Origin of the sequence: Streptomyces sp. NPDC021562, from assembly GCF_040640875.1 — a bacterium.
GTDB lineage: Bacteria > Actinomycetota > Actinomycetes > Streptomycetales > Streptomycetaceae > Streptomyces.
Genome location: NZ_JBFACN010000011.1, coordinates 38,034 through 54,329 on the forward strand (window position 1 = coordinate 38,034; position 16,296 = coordinate 54,329).

Sequence of the window (16,296 nt, forward strand, 5' to 3'; positions counted from 1 at the left end):
GCGTTCCCTTGTCGGAGGGTGGAGCGCGGTCAGGGAGTGGGGGCGGGTACGGCGGGGCGGTCGGTGAGGCGCAGCGGGAGGCGGGACAGCACCCGGGTGGCGAGGGCTTCGGCGGCGGCGGTGTCCGGGCCGCTGGTGATCGCACCGGCCAGCACCTCGTCGCCGCCGCGGTAGGGCGGCAGGACGGTGCCGGGGGCGAGGTCCAGGCCCCAGAAGACGTCGTGGACGCCGGGGGTGCGGGCCAGTTCGGCCAGATCGCCGACCCATTCGACGGTGCCGCCGTCCGCGGGCAGATAGCGCTGGACGACCGCCCGGTCGCGGGTGGGGCGCAGTTCCTCCTCGGCGAGCGGGCGGCCCAGGGCGAGGCGGACGGCGTTGGGCAGCGGGTCGACACCGGTGGCGAGCGGCATGATCTCGGTGGCGATGCGGGCGCCGGTCAGCCGGCAGGTGAGCTCCAGCAGGTACACCCGCCCGTCGGGGGTGCGCAGGATGTCGGTGTTGACGACGGCGGTGGTCAGTCCGAGCGCGTCGACGCCCCGCTGGACGGTGCGTACCACCTCGGCGCGCTGTGCCTCGTCCAGGACGGAGGGCAGGGTGTCGCCGCCCTCGAAGAAGTGCGGGAAGAAGCGCTCCTTCTCGCCGTACTCGCGGTCGGCGAACCCGGTGACGCGGAGCCTGCCGTCGACCGCGAACCCGGCCACGGTGTGCTCGGTGCCGGTCAGGTACTCCTCCACGACGACGTGTCCGGTCGGGCTGAGGGCGAGGGCCCGCTCCACGGGTTCCCGCGCGGTGCCGAGGGCGTCCAGCTTGGCGACGCCCAGGGAGCCGGTGCGGTCGCTGGGCTTGACGACGGCGGGCAGCCCGATCCGGTCCAGCGCCGCGAGGGCGGCGTCGGCGGTGGTGGCGACGGCGTACCAGGGCACGGGCAGCCCGGCCCGGTCCAGGGCGGCGATCCGGCGGTCCTTCAGGGTGCACAGGTCGGCCACCTCGACGGGCACGCCGGGGCAGCCCAGCTCGGCGGCGAGCCGGGCCACGACCGGTGGATTGTCGTATCCGAGGGTCATGACGCCGGATATTCTCCCCGGCCGCTCCGCGCGAATTGCCGACAGAACACCGGTGAAATCGTCGGGGTCCGCCTCCAGGTAAATGTCGGCGCTTTTCCGCACGCGTTCGGTGACGCGGTCCGTGACGACCAGGGTGCGCACTCCCATGTCTTTCACACGGGCGAGCGACCTGTCCATTCCGGAGCCGATCCCGCATATCAGCAGGGTGTCGGTCACCGGGCCACGTACCAGACGCGCCGGGTGTCCTCGCGCACCGGCTCGCGGTCGAGCCCGGCGTACGTGTCCACGCTGGTGAAGCCGGCCGCGAGCAGGGCCCCGGTGACCGCGGCCGGGTCGTGGCCGCGCTGCGGATGGGTCTCGTGGACGCGGTGCCAGCCGCCCTCGGGGGTCCGGCGCACGACCGTGACCGTGGTGTCGACCCGGCCGGTCGCGGCGTCGTAGGGGTTCTCCCAGACCTCCAGGATGTCCTCGGTGTTCTGCTCCACGAACACCTGTCCGGCCCAGGCCCGTTCGACGAACCAGACGGGGTGCGCGTCGAGCACGGCGAGGCCGCCGTCCTCGGTGGCGGCCCGCAGGGTGCGGGCGGCGAGCTCCAGGTCGCCCTCGCCGACCAGGTAGTTGACGGTGTTGTAGGTGCAGGTGACCACGGAGTGGCGCCGGTCGCCGCGGTAGTCGCGCAGGTCGCCGCGGATTAGGTCGACGTCCACCCCGGCCCGGCGGGCGGCCTCGCCGGCGTGCCGCAGCATGTCGGGCGACTGGTCGACGCCGGTGAGCGGGCCGAAGGAGCCGGCCAGCGCGATCAGCAGCGTGCCGGTGCCGCAGCCCAGGTCGAGCAGCGACCCGCCGCCCGCCCGGTAATGGGAAATCAGGTCGGGGAGTTTTTTCGACACTTCCTCCGTGAAATCACTGTAGGGTGCCGCGGCATAAACATCGGCATACTCCCCGAAGAAATCCCCGCGTGCTTCATATTGCGTCACGACCGCCCCATTCAGTAGTCTCGATTTCCGTGCCGGGCGCTTCCAGGCCCGCCATTTCCTTTTCGTTTCCGGAGGGAGAATTCGCATGCGCACCGCGAACGAGGGAAGCCGTCCCGAAGGGCTTCCGCTGCTGTCCGACCAGAGGGACCGCCTGGCGATCCAGGAGTGGGTCGAGAAGCAGGGCCTCGGGGTGGAGGTCCGCATGTTCGGCCGGGGCTTCCGGCTGACCGGCCCCCTCGACACGGACGCCCTGGACTCGGCGCTCACCGCGCTCGTCGCCCGCCACGAGGCGCTGCGCGCGGCCTTCCCCGACCGGGGCAGGACCGGCCGGCAGGAGATCCGCGAGGCCCGCCCCTTCACGCCCGAGCGCGTGGACCTGACCGCACTGCCCGAGGACGAGCGGGCGGACGAGGCGCTGCGCCGGGCCGGCGCCTTCCTGAGCCGGAACCCGGACCTGGACGGCGGCCTGCTCATGAGCGGCGTCGTCTACCGCGTGGGCGAGCAGGACCACCTGCTGGGCCTCGCCGTCGACCATCTGGTGGTGGACGGGCAGTCGTTCGAGATCCTGGTGAACGAACTGTGGGAGCTGTACGCCGCGGCCGTCGAGGGCCGCGAGGCCAAGCTGCCCGAACAGCGTTTCACCTACGCGGACTTCGTCCGCTGGGAGGCGGAGTGGCTGGGCCGCGACCCGGAGCCCCGGCAGATGATCGCCCGCTTCGCGGAGCTGCTGGACGGCATCGGCACCAACGCGCCGGTGTACCTGCCCGGGATGCTGCGCGAGACCAACGACCGTTACGCGGTCGGCACGTTCGACGGCTCGCTGACGCCGGAGACCTGCGCGCTGCTCACCGAGTACTGCCGGTCGGCCCGCACCACCCCGTTCGTGGTGCTGTTCACCGCCTACCTCTGCGCGCTGCACGCCCGCAGCGGGCGCAGCGACCTCGCGGCGCTGATCCCGGTGACCCGGCGCACCGAGGAGCACCTGCTGGACCTGGTGGCCTTCCTGTCCACCTACGCGACGGTGCGGGTGCGGATCAACCCGTCCCTGACCTTCAAGGAGCTGAGCCGCACGGTCCGTTCGGCGGTGCTGGAGACGCAGCGGCTGGGCCAGGTGCCGGCGCCCGAGGTGACCTCCGCCCTCGCCCCGCACCACCTGGGCCGGCTGCTGGAGCGGCCGTGCACCTTCTTCGACGTGGCGCCGGGCGGCTGGAGCGGCGGCAGGCGCGAGGCCGGAGGGCTGTCGGTGGAGCCGACCGAGGTGCCCGGCGACCAGCACCAGATCGAGAGCCTGGAGGTGTTCGCCTCGGTCGACGACAGCGGGGTCGACTTCACGGTGCTCTTCCCGGCGGACGTCTTCGGCGAGGAGAGCGTTCGGGAGCTCGCTCATGAGTTCACCTCCTTGGTGCACAGGTTCCTGACTGCTCCGGACACGGCGATCGGGGACGTGCTGCGGGCGGAGTGAGCCGCCCGGCGGGAAAGGACCGGGGGCCGCACGGCCGGCCCCCGGTCCGGCCTGTTCAGGGCCGGGCGCCGGCCATCCGGATCACCTCGAAGGCCTCGCTGTGGCCGTGGCCCGCGCTGGTGACGGCCCGGTAGGACGCCAGCCCGCGCACCGCCTCGTCCCAGGCGGCGTGCCGCAGCTGGGAGCGGTAGCAGCGCATGGCCTCGACCTTCAGCTCGATCTGGTCGGTGACGTCCTCGGTGTACTGGGCCTCGCCGAGCGGGGCCCACACCTCGTAGCCGAGCACCAGGGACGGCGGCGGCGCGGGCGGCCCGGCCTCCTCGAAGAAGTCGGACTCCGCCATCCACAGCGCCTCCAGGCCGAGCCGGTGCACGGCGCGGTGCTCCACGTCCCCGTCGTCGCGGTGCGGCAGGTACACCCGGTCCGGGCGGACCTCGCGCAGCACCTTGACGACGGCGAGGTGCAGCCGCCGGTCGGCGGCGAAGTCACGGGACGGCTCGTCCAGCGTGATGCACCGCTTGACGCCGAGCACCCGGCAGGCGTCGGTGGTCTCCGCCGCGAACTCCTCGTCCCCGACCCCCCGGTCGGCGAGTCCGCGTTCGCGGCGGATGACGATGACGACGGTGACCTCGGCGCCGGACTGGGCCAGCTTGGCGATGGAGCCGCCGCAGCCGATGACCTCGTCGTCGGGGTGCGGGGCGATCACCAGGACCCGGGTCACCGGCCGGCTCCGCCCGGTGCCCCGTACCCGGCCCAGCGCGCCCACTGCGCCGTGCGCGTCATGCCCTCGTCCAGGGTGGTCCGGGGCGCGGCCAGGAGACGTGCGGCGAGCGCGGCGTCCACGCGGGCGGGGCTGGCGTAGAGCGCCTGCTCCCAGTCGGGCACGGCACCGCCGGCCGGCGTTCCGGCCGGCGCGGGCAGGCCGCGGATGCCGCGCAGCCGGTCGAAGAACTCGCCCCAGCCGGGCTCGTCGGGGCCGCCCACGAGGAACTTCCGCCCTGCCGCGGCGGGTTCGGCGAGCGCCGCCAGCACGGCGTCCACGACGTCGTCCACGTACACCGCGTTGCAGGCGCCGCCCGCACCGGTCACCGGCAGCTCCTCGAACTCCGCGGCGGGGCGGGTCAGCTGGGCGACGGTCCATTGTCCGCCCCAGGGGCCGTAGACCACGCCGGGCTGGAGCACGACGGTCTCCGGGCCGTCGCCGTGCGCGGCGAGCACCAGCCGCTCGGCGGCGGCCTTCTGCTGCTCGTACTCGCGGTCGTCGGCGTCCTCGCCGAGCGCCGGGGCGCTCTCGTCGAAGCGCGTCAGGCCGGAGGTGTCGTACACGTCGACGGTGCTGAGGTGCACCAGCCGCTCGACGCCGGCGAGTTTGGCCGCGTCGAGCAGGTTCGCGGTCCCGTCGACGGTGGTGCGCCAGCGGTCGTCGACCTCGCCCCGCGACCCGAACGCGCAGTGCACGACCAGGTCGCAGCCCTCCAGGGCCTTGCGCAGGGTCCCCGGGGCGTCCAGGTCGACGGCCCGGAAGGCGAGCCGTTCCTGCGGCAGCACGGAGAGCCGGGCGGCCCGGCCGTAGCCGCGCACCAGGGCACGGACCTCGGCCCCGGTGCCCAGCACCAGCCGCTCCACCACCCGTCCGCCGATGAACCCGCTGGCGCCGGTGACGGCGATGCGCCTGCCCGCGAAGTCGTTCATGCCGCGCTCCTCGACGTCGTCCCGGTCAGCCAGGGCTGGGCCAGCGGGCGTCGCGCCGGCCCCGTGTAGCACTGTTCGATCAGCCGGGCGACCCGCAGGCCGTCCTCGGCGGTGGCGTGCGGTGCCACGTCCGCGCCGGAGCACACGTCGGCGAAGTTGCGGAGCTGCTCGACGAAGAGGTCGTCCCATTCGTCCTGGGCGGGCGGTACGGCGCTCACGTCGCCACGGTGCAGTTCCTCGCCGGAGGCGGTGATCAGGGTGCACTCGCCGGCCGGGAAGTCGGTGCCGACGCTCACCTCGGCGGCGGTCCCGGTGACGACGCAGCTGATGCCGAGGGCGCGGACCCGGCTGAGCTCCAGCACGGTCTCCACTCCCCCGATGCGCAGGGTGGCGACGGCGTCGGCCTCGACCCCGCCGAGGCTGTCGTCGACGTAGTCGACCACCTCGACGTCCGGGCCGAGCCACCACAGCAGGATGTCGAAGACGTGGGAGGCCGTGTCGGTGAGGACGCCGCCGCCGGCGAGAGCCCGGTCGAACATCGACCAGGAGACCGGCTCCCAGCTGTAGGGGTGGCCCTCGGTCCAGCGGACCCGGGTGACGGTGCCCAGGTCGCCGTTCCGGATGAGCTCGCGCACCCAGGCGTTGGCGGGGAACAGCCGCCGGGGGTGGGCCATCAGCAGCCGGGTGTCCGGGGCGGCGGCCGCGGCGGCGGCGAGGGCCTCGGCGTCCGCGGCGGAGGTCGCCATCGGCTTCTCCAGCAGCACGTGCCTGCCCCGGGCGAGCAGGTCGCCGGCGACGGCGGCGTGCGCGGTGTGCGGTACGGCGACCACGGCGGCGTCGAAGGCGTCGGCGGCCTCCTCCACCGTGCGGGCGATCAGCACGTCCTCGGCGCTTCCGCCCTGGTCCGCGTACCACGTGAGGGCGGCGCGGGCCTGCGCGGGGTCCGGGTCGATCAGGGCGGTGAGTCGGAGTTGCGGGACGTGCGGCAGCGCGGTCAGGTGACAGGACCGGGCGGCGGCTCCGCAGCCGACGACGGCCAGTCGCAGCGGTGGCATGGGCGACTCCTCGGGTGTGGTCGTTCCTCGGGTGTGGTCGGGGGTGGTGCGGCGGGTCAGGTGGCCGGGTGGAACACCCAGAAGTTGGGCTCCGCGTAGACGCCCTCGCCGTCCGCGGAGACCTCCAGCGGGGCGAGGGCGCCCGGTACGAGGTGGCGGGCGGGGCCGGGCAGCGGGTGTCCGGCGATCTCCTCCCAGCGGGCGGCGGGCTGGCTGATCACCAGCGAGCGGTCGCAGGGGGCGAGCAGTTCGGCGCCCAGCGCGGCGTGGGTGGCCAGCCAGGGATCGAACGGTGTGCCGTCCGGCCGCCGCCAGCGGGCGTAGTCGGCCATCGGGACGAGTGGGTAGCGGGCCTTGCGGGTGGGGCGGACCGGGATGACGACGCCGCGCAGGCCCGCGGCGCGTGCCTCGTCCCTGGCCCGGGTCAGCAGCCGCTCGGCGAGGCCGCTGCCGCGCAGCCGGGCACAGACGCTCACCGAGAGCATGCACAGCGCGTCCGGGCGGGCGGCCGGTCCGTCGAACGCGGAGACCAGCACGTCGTCGGAGCCCCCCGGGAGCCCGTCGACCGTGCCGTCCCAGGGGACCGGCAGGCCGTTGGCGGCGGCCACCAGGCGGCCTTCCTCGTCCAGGACGCAGAGCTGGTGGGCGGGGTAGGTGTCGTAGAGCCGGTGCCAGCGCCAGTTGCCGGGCGACTCCCAGCTCATGAACGCGGGCATGTTGCCGGTGATCAGCCGGTCGACGGCCGGCTCCAGCTCCGGTGCCCGATCCAGGCTGGTGACCGTGAGGGCCGGCAGGTGCGCCACGGCCGCCTCAGCCGATCAGGCGGCTGCCGGCGCTCGCCCGCATGGTGCGGGAGCGGCGCAGGTCATGGGTGACGTTGATGCGCTTGAGCCAGCGGTCGGTGCCGTCGTAGCGAGCGGTGAAGGGCACCCGGCCGTGGACCACGCGGTGGTTGTTGACGACCAGGCAGTCGCCCTGCTCCAGAGCGACCTCGCGGAGCCCGGAGTCGACGACCGCGATCAGGTTGTCGAGGGCGCGGCGGGCCTCCGGGTCGTCCTCGGGGACCTCCATGAAGTACGGGTCCAGCCGCAGGTACGGCTCCTGGCGCGGGCCGAACAGGGCGGCCACCGGGCGCCGTTCGTGGATCAGCCGCTCGATGGTGGCGAACCGCTCGGTGTCGCCGCCGGAGCCGGCGGAGTTGTTCTTGGGCAGGTGCGACTCGTCGGGGGCGATGTGGAAGCGTTCCTCGAACAGCACCTCCACGTCGTCGTCGGACAGCGCTCCCACGGTGTACGAGCCCACGGTGGTGGCGACCTTGTCGGGGTTGCGCAGGGAGGCCAGCACCAGGTAGTCGCCGCGGTACGGGTGGAAGGCGTCCTCGGTGTGCCAGGTCAGCAGCTCCTTGCTGCCGAGGCCGAGCTGGTCGTTCTCGTGGCTGCGGACGGGGAAGATGTCGTGCACCAGCCGGCCGTCCTGCTGGGTGGTCCAGCCGAACGGCTCGCCGAGCAGCGCCGCGTACAGCAGGACGAGCACCTCTTCGGGGAACTCCCGGTTGGGGCGGGGGCGGCCCCGCCAGTGCTCCGGGGTGGGGCCGATGCGGTCCTGGTCGAAGTGGTGCCCGCTGACCACGCAGTAGCCGGTGGGCTCGTCGATGGCGAAGGTGCGCAGGAAGCGCTGGGTGCGCACCGGGAGGTCCGCGGCGATCCGGGGCAGGTCGAGCAGGAGGGCCGGGTCGTCGTCGCCGGTGTAGCGCTCCGCGGCGCGGATCGTGAGCTCGGCCGTCCGCCGTGCCTCGTCCGGGGTCAGCAGCAGGACGTGATCCTCGGAAGGTGTGCCCATGACAGTTCAGTCCTTACGTACGGCCGGTGGAAACGGTGCCGGCACCGCACCGGGGCGGTTCGGTGCCGAGGAGAGCCACTCGGCGAGCCGGCGGGGTGTCGGATGGTCGAAGACGGTCGTGGCCCGCAGTCCGACGGTCCCGGGGAAGTCGGCGCGGAGTTCGGTGACCAGGCGCATGGCGAGAATCGACTGGCCGCCGCCGGCGAAGAAGTCGGCGTCGGGCCCCAGCCCGGGGTCGGCCAGCAGCGCCCGGAAGTGCCGCAGCACGGTGTCGAGCGTCTCCGGCCCGCCCGGGTCCGTGCCGGGGTCGCCGACGCCGACGCCGGCGTCCGGCAGGCCGGTCGTGAGGTCCGGGTCCGTGGTCGCGGCCGCCCCGGCCGTGGCGGTCCCGTGCGCGGCGGTCGTCCCCTGCGCGGTGGCCGTCGTTTGCGCGCCGGTCGTCGCCTGGGCGCTCAGGAGGGTCGCGGCGAGCGCGCGGCGGTTCACCTTGCCGTGGTCGTTCTTCGGCAGGGACCCGGTCCAGAACAACTGCTGGGGCGCGGCCCAGCCGGGCAGTTCGGCGGTGACCCTGGCGAGCAGCCGGGCGCGCTGCCCGGCGGTGACCGGCAGCACGCCGTCCGCGGCTGCGGCCGGGGCCGCCGGGACCAGACAGGCCAGCAGGGAACCGCGGGTCCGGGCGTCCAGCAGGACGACGGCCTGGGCGACCTCGGGGTCGGCGGCCAGCAGCCGTTCGACCGAGGCCGGTTCGAGCCGGTGCCCACGGATCTTGATCTGGTCGTCCGCCCGGCCGTGGAACTCCACGGCGCCGTCGGGCAGGATCCGCCCGAGGTCGCCGGTGGCGTACAGCCGCCCGCCGCCCGGCTCCGGGTCGGTGACGAACCGCCGCGCGGTCTGCTCCGGATCGCCGAGGTAGCCGGGGGCCAGTGAGGGCCCGCCGATGTGGATCTCCCCGACGGTGCCGGGCGGTACCGGTCGCCGGGCCGAGTCGCGCACGCTGACCTCGGCGTTGGCGAGGGGGGTGCCGATCGGCACCTCGGGGGCGTCGTCCGGCAGCGGCCCCTCGTACATGGTGGAGGTGACCGTGCACTCGGTCAGCCCGTAGACGTGCACGAGCCCGGCGCGTCCGGCCCGCTCCCAGCGCCGCCAGTCGTCGGGGTCCATGCGTTCGCCGCCGACCAGCACCCGGCGCAGCGGGGCCGGGGTGGTCTCGCCCCGGACGTCGAGCCAGTGCGCGTACTCGCGCCAGTACTGGGTGGACAGCTCCACGGTGGTCACGCCGAGGGCGCCGAGCATGCCGTGCAGTTCCTCCGGGTCCGGCACGCCGGTGCCGGGACGGCAGACGACGGTCCCGCCGCGGGCGAGGACGGGGAACACCTCCTCCACGACCACGTCGAAGCCGAGGGAGGCCAGTTGGAGCCACCGGTCCTCGGGGCCGAGGCCCAGCCGGGCGGCGGCGGCCAGCGCGAAGCCGTGCAGCGCCGCCCGCCCGATGCCGACGGCCTTCGGCTCGCCGGTGGACCCGGAGGTGAACATGGCGTACGCGGGCCGGTCGGACGCCGCCCCGCCGGCCCGGGCCGCGCAGGACAGGCCGACGTCCGGGGCGCCGCCACCGTCGGCGACCGGCGCCGACTCGTGTGCAGCGCCGTCCAGTTGGGGGCCCAGATCGGTCCAGGGCGGGGTGGCGGTCCCGTGCGGCGCGGGGCCGCGGCCGGCGAGCAGGACCGCGTCGACGCGGGCGCAGCGGGCGGCGCGGGCGGCGTCGGGAAGGCCCTCCTCCAGGACGGCGAAGGCGGCGCCCGCGGCCAGCGTCCCCAGCATGGCCACGACAGCGTCCATCGGGGCCAGCCCGTGGAGCATCACGTACCGGCCGGGACCGGCCCCGGCGGCGGTCAGCCGGCCGGCCACGGCCCGCGCGGCCGCGTCGAGCTGACCGTACGTCAAGGTGCGGTGCCCGTCGGTGAGCGCGGGGCGGTCGCCGTGCGCGGCCCTCACCTCGTGCCAGAGCCGGGACAGGGCATCGGCCCCGCCCGCCGTGCCGGAGGCCGCCATCACCGGCCGCCCCGGGCGTGCAGGAAGGCGGAGAGCGTGTCCAGGCCGTCGGCGAACTCCCCCTGGTCACCGCCGAATCCCAGCCGTACGGCGCCCTCGCGGCCGAAGGCGGTGCCCGGGACCAGCAAGGTGCCGTACTCCTCCAGGAGTTCGACGCAGAAGCGCTCGGAGTCGGTGACGCCGGGCAGCTCCAGCAGACAGCAGACCCCTCCGCCCGGCGGTGTCCAGTCGACCAGACCGTGGTGGTCGGCGACCCACTTCTCCAGCACGGTCAGATTGGCGCGGGCCTCGGCCCGGCGGGGGGCGATCAGAGTGTCCGCGGAGCGCATCGCGGCGGTGGCCACCGCCTCCACCAGCGGCGAGAGGAAGAGGGTGGTGCGGTCGCGCACGGTGAAACTGCGTTCGATCAGTTCCTCGGGCGCCGCGCACCAGCCGACGCGCAGGCCGGGCAGGCCGAACGCCTTGGAGAAGGTGCCGTAGCTGACGGTCAGCGGGTGGCGGATGCCGGGGTCGGGCAGCGGCGGCCCGTCCCAGCTCATCTCGGCCGTCGCCGCGTCCCAGACCAGGACCGCGCCGATCTGCTCGACCCGGTCGAGCAGCCTGCGGTACGCGGTGTCGGTGAGGGTGACACCCGTCGGGTTGTGCGGGAAGTTGACGATCACCGCCCGGGTGTCCGCGGGGATCGTCCGCTCCAGGACCCGCGGGTCGGTGTCGGCGGCGGTGAACGCGTCCAGCGGCACGGGGTGCAGGACGCAGCCGGCCGCCCGCGGGTAGTGGGCGAGCGAGTGGTAGAGCACGTCCGGCAGTACCACCCGGTCGCCGGGCCCGAGCAGCGTCTCCAGCGTCAGGGCGATCGCCTCGCTGGAGCCGTGGGTGACCATGACGCGGTCGGCTCCGCCGGGCAGGTAGCGGTCGGCGATGGCCCGGCGCAGTTCGGGCGAGCCCTGCGAGGTGCTGTCGTCGACGAGGATGCCGTCGAGGTCGGTCGCCTGAAGTCCGGTCAGCCGGCGCAGTTCGGCGTAGGTGTAGGGGTGTACTCCGCTGGAGCTGATGTCCCGCTCGGCCCGGTCGAGCCTGCGCCGGTACCACTCCTCCAGCACCGGAGGCTCCACATGGCGCGATGCATTGAATTCAATTCGAGTCCGTGACACGAAGAAAACCTCATGGGATAAGGGCTCGTGGAAATCGGTGAACGACGAGTCCGGGCACTGACAATGCGCCTCGGTTCGGCGGGGAGGAAATCGGTGGCGACTGCCCCAATTACATCAACAAGTGCGTGACGGTCACAAGTAACGCGAGTACGTGACAGGGCCGCCCCCGGCCCCGGCCACCGGCGCCCGCCTGCCAAGTCACCTGTTCTTACAGGTGGTTGCGGTGCTCTCGACCGTCCGGTGGGCCTCCGGGAACGCCGGAGGCCGACGGGGCCGCCCGCCGACGGCCGCTTTCGCACCCCTCGCGCCGACGCACTAGTGACCTGTCGAGTTTCCCATGGCACTATTACTGCCATGCGCCCAAAAATTCCGGCCGACAGCATTCTGCGGCTGGGCGATTTCCGTCAGATCTTTCTCGCGGACAGCATCAGTCAATTCGGCACGCAGATCCTGACGCTGGCCCTGCCGCTGGTGGCGGTGGTCAGTCTGGACGCCTCCCCGCTGGAGGTGGGGGCCCTGTCGGCCGCCGAGTCGCTGCCCTACCTGCTGGCGAGCGTCCCGGCCGGCGTGTGGGCGGACCGGGTGCGCAAGCGCCCGCTGCTGCTGGCCACGGACGTCGCCCGTGCCGCACTGCTGCTGTGGATCCCGATCGCCTGGTGGACCGGCCTGCTCACGGCCGCCCAGCTCATCGCCGTCGCCTTCGTGTTCGGCCTGCTCACCGTGTTCTTCGAGGTGGGGTACGCGAGTTACGTGCCCTCACTGGTGCCCCGGGAGCGGCTGATCGACGCGAACACCCGGCTCCAGGTGGTCCAGTCGGCGGCCCAGGCCGCCGGACCGGGGCTCGGCGGCGCCCTGGTGCAGGCGCTGGCCGCGCCGGTGGCCGTCCTGGTGTCGGTCGGCGGCTACCTGTGGTCGGCGGCCTGCGTGCTGCTGGTGCGGGGGCGCGAGCCGCTGCCCGGCCACGCCGACGGGCAGCCCGTCTCGTGGCGGAAGGACGCCGCCGAGGGACTGCGCGCGGTCCTGGGCGACGTCCTGTTGCGGCGCACCTCCCTCAGCACCGCCTGCTTCAACCTCTTCTGGGCCGTGGGCACTCCGATGATCCCCGTCCTGCTCGCCCGTGACCTGGGCCTGAGCGCGGGCGTCATCGGTCTGCTGCTGACCTTCGAGGGCATCGGCGGCCTGCTCGGCGGGGTGCTGGCGGCCAGGGCGGCGCGCCGGCTGGGACACGGACCGGCGATCTGGACGGCCACCCTGGTGGCGGGCGCGGGCTTCACGACGGTGCCGCTGGTGGACACCGGATGGCGGCTCTGTCTGGTCAGCGTGGGCCTGTTCGTCTCCTCCGCGGGCATGGTCGTCTACAACGTCATCGTCGTCACCTTCCGCCAGTCCATCACCCCCGACCGGCTGCTCGGCCGGGTCAGCGCCTTCAACCGGCTGCTGGTGTGGAGCACCCTGCCCCTGGGCGCGGTCCTCGGCGGACTCCTCGGCCAACTCCTGGGCGCCCGGACCACCTTGTGGATCGCGGGCCTCGCGACGACCCTGTCGTTCCTGTGGATCTACTGCTCGCCGCTGCGCACCCTGCGCGACATCCCCGAGGACTACGTCCTGGGCGGCTCGCCGACCGGCACCGCGCGGCGGGACGCGGACGGCTCCGGCGAGAGCGCGTCCGTCTCGGGAGCCGGTGGCGCCGGCGACGACCGGACGGCCTCCGCGTGACGGCCACCGACCCGCGCGAGGTGCTCGCCGCCGCCCTGGAGTCGGCCGCCGCCCGGGGACTGTCCCTGCGCCCGGGGACGGCGGTCCTCAACGACGCGGGCTGGGACTTCCAGGTGGTCGAGGTCGAGGACACCGAGGGCGCGGACTGGATCCTGCGGCTGCCCCGCCGCAACCGCAGCGCCGACCGGATCGCCGCGGAGGCGGCCGTCCTCACGGCGGTCAGGTCCACGCTGCCGGTGGCGGTGCCGCGCTGGGAGCACGCCGACCGCGCGTTCATCGCGTACCGCCGGCTCGGGGGTGCCCCCGCCGGGTTCGAGGACCCGGCCGCCCTGCGTTACGAGTGGCACCCCGCGGCGGGCGGCGGGCGGCCCGGCACCGGGTACGTGACCTCGCTCGCGGCGACCCTCGCCGCCCTGCACCGGGTGCCCGTGGAGGAGGCCGTGGACGCGGGCGTCCCGCCGCGCGAACCGGGCCTGGCGCGCGAGGACCTGGCCCGGACGCTGACGGAGGCCCGGACCGCGGTGCCGCTTCCCGAACGCTGGTACGCGCACTGGCGGTGCTGGCTGGACGACGACCGGCACTGGGCCCACCAGGTCCGGCTCACCCACGGCGACATGCATCCCGGGCACACCCTGGTCGGCCCCGGCTCGGACGCGGTGACCGGGGTCCTGGACTGGACGAACGCCGCCTTCGACGATCCGGCGGCGGACTTCGTCGACCCGTACCTGGCGGGCGGCCGCCCGTTGCTCGACCGGCTGCTGTCGGCGTACCGGCGCAGCGGCGGCACCGTCCAGCCGGGCCTGCGCGAACGGGTACTGCTGCGGGCGTCGTTCCGCTGGGCCCACGTGGGGCTGCTGGGCGTGCGGACCGGCCGTCCGGCGTTCACCGCCGTGGCCCGGGAACGGCTCGCCGCGCCGCCCCCGGAGTCCGGCACCCCGCCGGACCCGGCGATCCACCCCGCCCCGGACACCCCAGCCCTGCCCTGACCGTCCTGTACCCCGGTTCCACCCGACCGAGAAGGAGAAAAAGCGATGACCCCGACGGACGAGAGGCACGCCCAGGCCCTGAAGCTGGCCCGCACCTACCTTGGCCAGGAGGACCTGGACGGCGGCTGGTTCGAACTGGGCGGATCCTCACTGGACGCGGCCCGCCTGGTCAGCTCCCTGGAGCACGACCACGGCTGGGAGATCGCCCTCCAGGACCTGCTGACCGCCCCGTCGGTCGCCGGCCTGCTCACCGCCCCGGCCGCGGCCGTCGCCCCTGAGGCTCCCGACGCGGCGGACGCCCCGTCGCCGGCACCGCTCACCACGGCGACCGGCGCCGCGTCCACGGGCGGCGCGGACGTGCTGTGGCCGGCGCTGGCGCGGCTGTCCGCGAACGAGCGGCTGGCCCTGGCTCACCGGCTGCTCGGGGACGTGCTGCGCGAGTCCGGCGAGCCGCGCTGACCGGTACGGACCCGGTCAGGGCGCGCCGGTGAGGAACTCCAGCAGCGCGCTGTTCACCTCCGCGGGCCGCTCCAGGTACCCGTAGTGCCCGCAGTCCGCGATTTCGGCATAGCGCGCCGAGGGCAGGGCCGCGGCGACCTCGCGGCACAGCCACGGGGGCACGATCAGGTCGTGCTCGAAGCCGAGCACGAGGACCGGGACGGTCACCCGGCCGAGTGCGGCGAGCCGGTCCGCCGGCTCGCCGTCGGCCGGGACCGGCACCGGGGCCGTCCCGGCGCGCTCGGCCGCCTCGAACAGGTCGAGCCAGTCGAGCAGTTCGTCCTCGCGCCGCCAGGTGGCGGGCGACAGGTTGAGTACGGCGCGCTGCCACGCCGCGTAGCGCGGCGGCAGCCGCACCCCGGCGGCGGCCAGCTCCCGTTCGGCGTCGGCCATCGCTCTGCCGGACAGGTCGCCCCGGCCGCGCGTGGCCATCAGTACCGCCCCGGTCACCAGGCCGGGCCGGGCGAGCATCAGCTCCTGCACCACCTCGGCCCCGGCGGAGACACCGACGGCACGGCATCGAGGGAGGTCCAACTCCGCGAGGACATGCAGCAGTTCGACGGCGGCCGTGTGCGGGTCCGGCGCCGCCGGCGGATTCCCGAGCGGCCTCCGGTCGAAGGTGAGCACCCGGAAACCGGCCGCGCGCAGCGCGGGCACCTGGTGCAGGTCCCAGACCCGCCCGGAGGCCCCGCCCCCCGCCACGAGCAGCACGGCGTCCCCCTCGCCCTCGTCCCGTACCTCGAACTCGGCGCCCGCCACCCGCACTGTGCGCACATGCCCTCCCCGCAGTCGGTCCCGGCGCGGACGCCCGGAGCACACCGGCCGCCGCACAGCCGCCATGCTAGGCCGGTGCAGGTCAGCGCTTGGGTGGTGCGGTCCGCATGGATCACCACTTCGCACGTTTATCCGTTTTGTTCGACCCTCCTTTTCTTGCACGGCAGCTTGATGACCCGGCTTCGCGCCCCGCTGGACCCCGCTCCCGAGCCAGGATTTCCTCCCGGAGGGCCCGGCCCGGCGGGCAGGGCTCTCCGGGCATCGTTCGGGACCCCCTCTCCCGACCCGCCCGCACCGGACCGGGCACCACCCATGCGCGGTCCGGCGATTTCGGAGTCGGCTACACGCCTCACGACCAGGAGGGCTGCAAGCGCATGGACCACGCTGTCACCGCCCCGGCCGCGCCACTGAGCCGACGGGAGCGACAGGTGCTGGTGCACATGGCGGACGGGCTGACGTACGACGCGATAGCCCAGCGCATGGCACTCAGCCGCCACACCGTGGACACCTACGTCCGCCGCATCCGGGCGAAGACCGGCGCGCGAAACCGCATGCAGTTGCTGCTGTGTGCCCTGCCCCTGATGGCAGGCTCACTCACTGCGGAACCCGAGCCGGCCCGCGACTGAACAGCGCACGAAGCACGACGAACGGGCAACGAAGCACAAGTACAGGAGATTTGGTGATGAAGCGTCTGATCTGCGCACGGCGTGTCCGGTTCTGTGCGGCGGTCACCGCCCTGGTGGCGTTCGGGTTCATGGGGGTCGCCCAGCACCCGCAGCCCGCGCGGCCGTCGTCCGTGACGACGGCCGACTGTCTGCCGCAGGTCCGCTGCGACGACACGTCCTGGGGCGGCTGAGCCCCGCCGGGACGGCGCACCGGCCCGGTCACGCCGCGGACTCCCCCGCCGCGGCGCGACCGGGCCTTCGCCGTTGCCGGACGACAGGCCGGCCCGGCCGGCCCCGCTGTGCGCAGCGGGCGAGCCCGAGGGCGTTCGGGCGCAACCCTCGGCCCATTCGGGTCATTCATCATCTGA

General features: G+C 74.2%; 16 protein-coding genes. 6 read left to right on the forward strand and 10 right to left on the reverse strand.

From position 1 onward, the window contains the following. Positions 1-29: 29 nt before the first annotated feature. Both AB0G52_RS18500 and AB0G52_RS18505 read right to left on the reverse strand, forming a co-directional pair. Entirely contained in the window at positions 30-1,280 is a 1,251-nt protein-coding gene (locus tag AB0G52_RS18500; protein WP_132893231.1) for an ATP-grasp domain-containing protein, read from the reverse strand. Next, positions 1,277-1,954, reverse strand: a complete 678-nt coding sequence (locus AB0G52_RS18505) for a class I SAM-dependent methyltransferase (RefSeq protein WP_165939537.1) — start codon at positions 1,952-1,954, stop codon at positions 1,277-1,279. Before AB0G52_RS18505 ends, AB0G52_RS18500 begins: the two co-directional genes overlap by 4 nt. 172 nt (positions 1,955-2,126) lie before the next feature. Here AB0G52_RS18505 and AB0G52_RS18510 point away from each other — a divergent pair, with 172 nt between their 5' ends. Continuing rightward, positions 2,127-3,503: a condensation domain-containing protein gene (locus AB0G52_RS18510; RefSeq protein WP_361337297.1), complete on the forward strand. Its 1,377-nt coding sequence runs from the start codon at positions 2,127-2,129 to the stop codon at positions 3,501-3,503. Between the two features lie 55 nt (positions 3,504-3,558). On the opposite strand, the gene AB0G52_RS18515 is transcribed toward AB0G52_RS18510, so the two are convergent. From AB0G52_RS18515 to vioD, 7 genes are read right to left on the reverse strand one after another with little or no spacing between them, the layout of a single operon-like run. After that, a complete protein-coding gene (locus AB0G52_RS18515; protein ID WP_132893225.1) occupies positions 3,559-4,224 on the reverse strand; it encodes a PIG-L deacetylase family protein in 666 nt (221 codons plus the stop codon). Next, positions 4,221-5,195 (reverse strand): NAD-dependent epimerase/dehydratase family protein, encoded by a 975-nt coding sequence (locus AB0G52_RS18520; RefSeq protein ID WP_165939536.1) that lies wholly within the window; start codon positions 5,193-5,195, stop codon positions 4,221-4,223. The genes AB0G52_RS18515 and AB0G52_RS18520 overlap by 4 nt, the downstream gene beginning before the upstream one ends. Further along, positions 5,192-6,250, reverse strand: coding sequence for a Gfo/Idh/MocA family oxidoreductase (locus tag AB0G52_RS18525; RefSeq protein WP_132893222.1), 1,059 nt, complete (start codon positions 6,248-6,250; stop codon positions 5,192-5,194). Before AB0G52_RS18525 ends, AB0G52_RS18520 begins: the two co-directional genes overlap by 4 nt. 56 nt (positions 6,251-6,306) lie before the next feature. After that, complete coding sequence (locus AB0G52_RS18530) at positions 6,307-7,053, reverse strand: GNAT family N-acetyltransferase (RefSeq protein WP_361337300.1); 747 nt, start codon at positions 7,051-7,053, stop codon at positions 6,307-6,309. Between the two features lie 7 nt (positions 7,054-7,060). Then, complete coding sequence (gene vioC / locus AB0G52_RS18535) at positions 7,061-8,089, reverse strand: arginine beta-hydroxylase, Fe(II)/alpha-ketoglutarate-dependent (RefSeq protein ID WP_361337301.1); 1,029 nt, start codon at positions 8,087-8,089, stop codon at positions 7,061-7,063. Between the two features lie 6 nt (positions 8,090-8,095). Continuing rightward, the gene (locus AB0G52_RS18540) at positions 8,096-10,138 is read right to left on the reverse strand and encodes an amino acid adenylation domain-containing protein (RefSeq protein ID WP_361337303.1); all 2,043 of its coding nucleotides are present in this window, start codon (positions 10,136-10,138) and stop codon (positions 8,096-8,098) included. Next, entirely contained in the window at positions 10,138-11,238 is a 1,101-nt protein-coding gene (gene vioD, locus AB0G52_RS18545; protein ID WP_361337305.1) for a capreomycidine synthase, read from the reverse strand. The genes AB0G52_RS18540 and vioD overlap by 1 nt, the downstream gene beginning before the upstream one ends. Before the next feature lie 405 nt (positions 11,239-11,643). Here vioD and AB0G52_RS18550 point away from each other — a divergent pair, with 405 nt between their 5' ends. Genes AB0G52_RS18550 through AB0G52_RS18560 form a run of 3 tightly spaced genes read left to right on the forward strand, consistent with a single transcriptional unit; the run spans position 11,644 to position 14,450 of the window. After that, a complete protein-coding gene (locus AB0G52_RS18550; protein ID WP_132893214.1) occupies positions 11,644-13,005 on the forward strand; it encodes an MFS transporter in 1,362 nt (453 codons plus the stop codon). Then, entirely contained in the window at positions 13,002-13,991 is a 990-nt protein-coding gene (locus AB0G52_RS18555; protein WP_132893212.1) for a macrolide 2'-phosphotransferase, read from the forward strand. The genes AB0G52_RS18550 and AB0G52_RS18555 overlap by 4 nt, the downstream gene beginning before the upstream one ends. A gap of 45 nt (positions 13,992-14,036) precedes the next feature. Then, positions 14,037-14,450 (forward strand): phosphopantetheine-binding protein, encoded by a 414-nt coding sequence (locus tag AB0G52_RS18560; protein ID WP_361337307.1) that lies wholly within the window; start codon positions 14,037-14,039, stop codon positions 14,448-14,450. A gap of 15 nt (positions 14,451-14,465) precedes the next feature. Here AB0G52_RS18560 and AB0G52_RS18565 read toward each other — a convergent pair whose 3' ends face one another. Continuing rightward, the gene (locus AB0G52_RS18565; RefSeq protein ID WP_361337309.1) at positions 14,466-15,263 is read right to left on the reverse strand and encodes an alpha/beta hydrolase; all 798 of its coding nucleotides are present in this window, start codon (positions 15,261-15,263) and stop codon (positions 14,466-14,468) included. A gap of 374 nt (positions 15,264-15,637) precedes the next feature. On the opposite strand from AB0G52_RS18565, the gene AB0G52_RS18570 reads away from it, so the two are divergent. Together AB0G52_RS18570 and AB0G52_RS18575 are read left to right on the forward strand one after the other, a co-directional pair. Continuing rightward, positions 15,638-15,889 (forward strand): helix-turn-helix transcriptional regulator, encoded by a 252-nt coding sequence (locus AB0G52_RS18570; RefSeq protein WP_207921901.1) that lies wholly within the window; start codon positions 15,638-15,640, stop codon positions 15,887-15,889. Between the two features lie 56 nt (positions 15,890-15,945). Then, complete coding sequence (locus AB0G52_RS18575; RefSeq protein WP_165939535.1) at positions 15,946-16,119, forward strand: hypothetical protein; 174 nt, start codon at positions 15,946-15,948, stop codon at positions 16,117-16,119. The last annotated feature ends 177 nt before the right edge of the window (positions 16,120-16,296 follow it).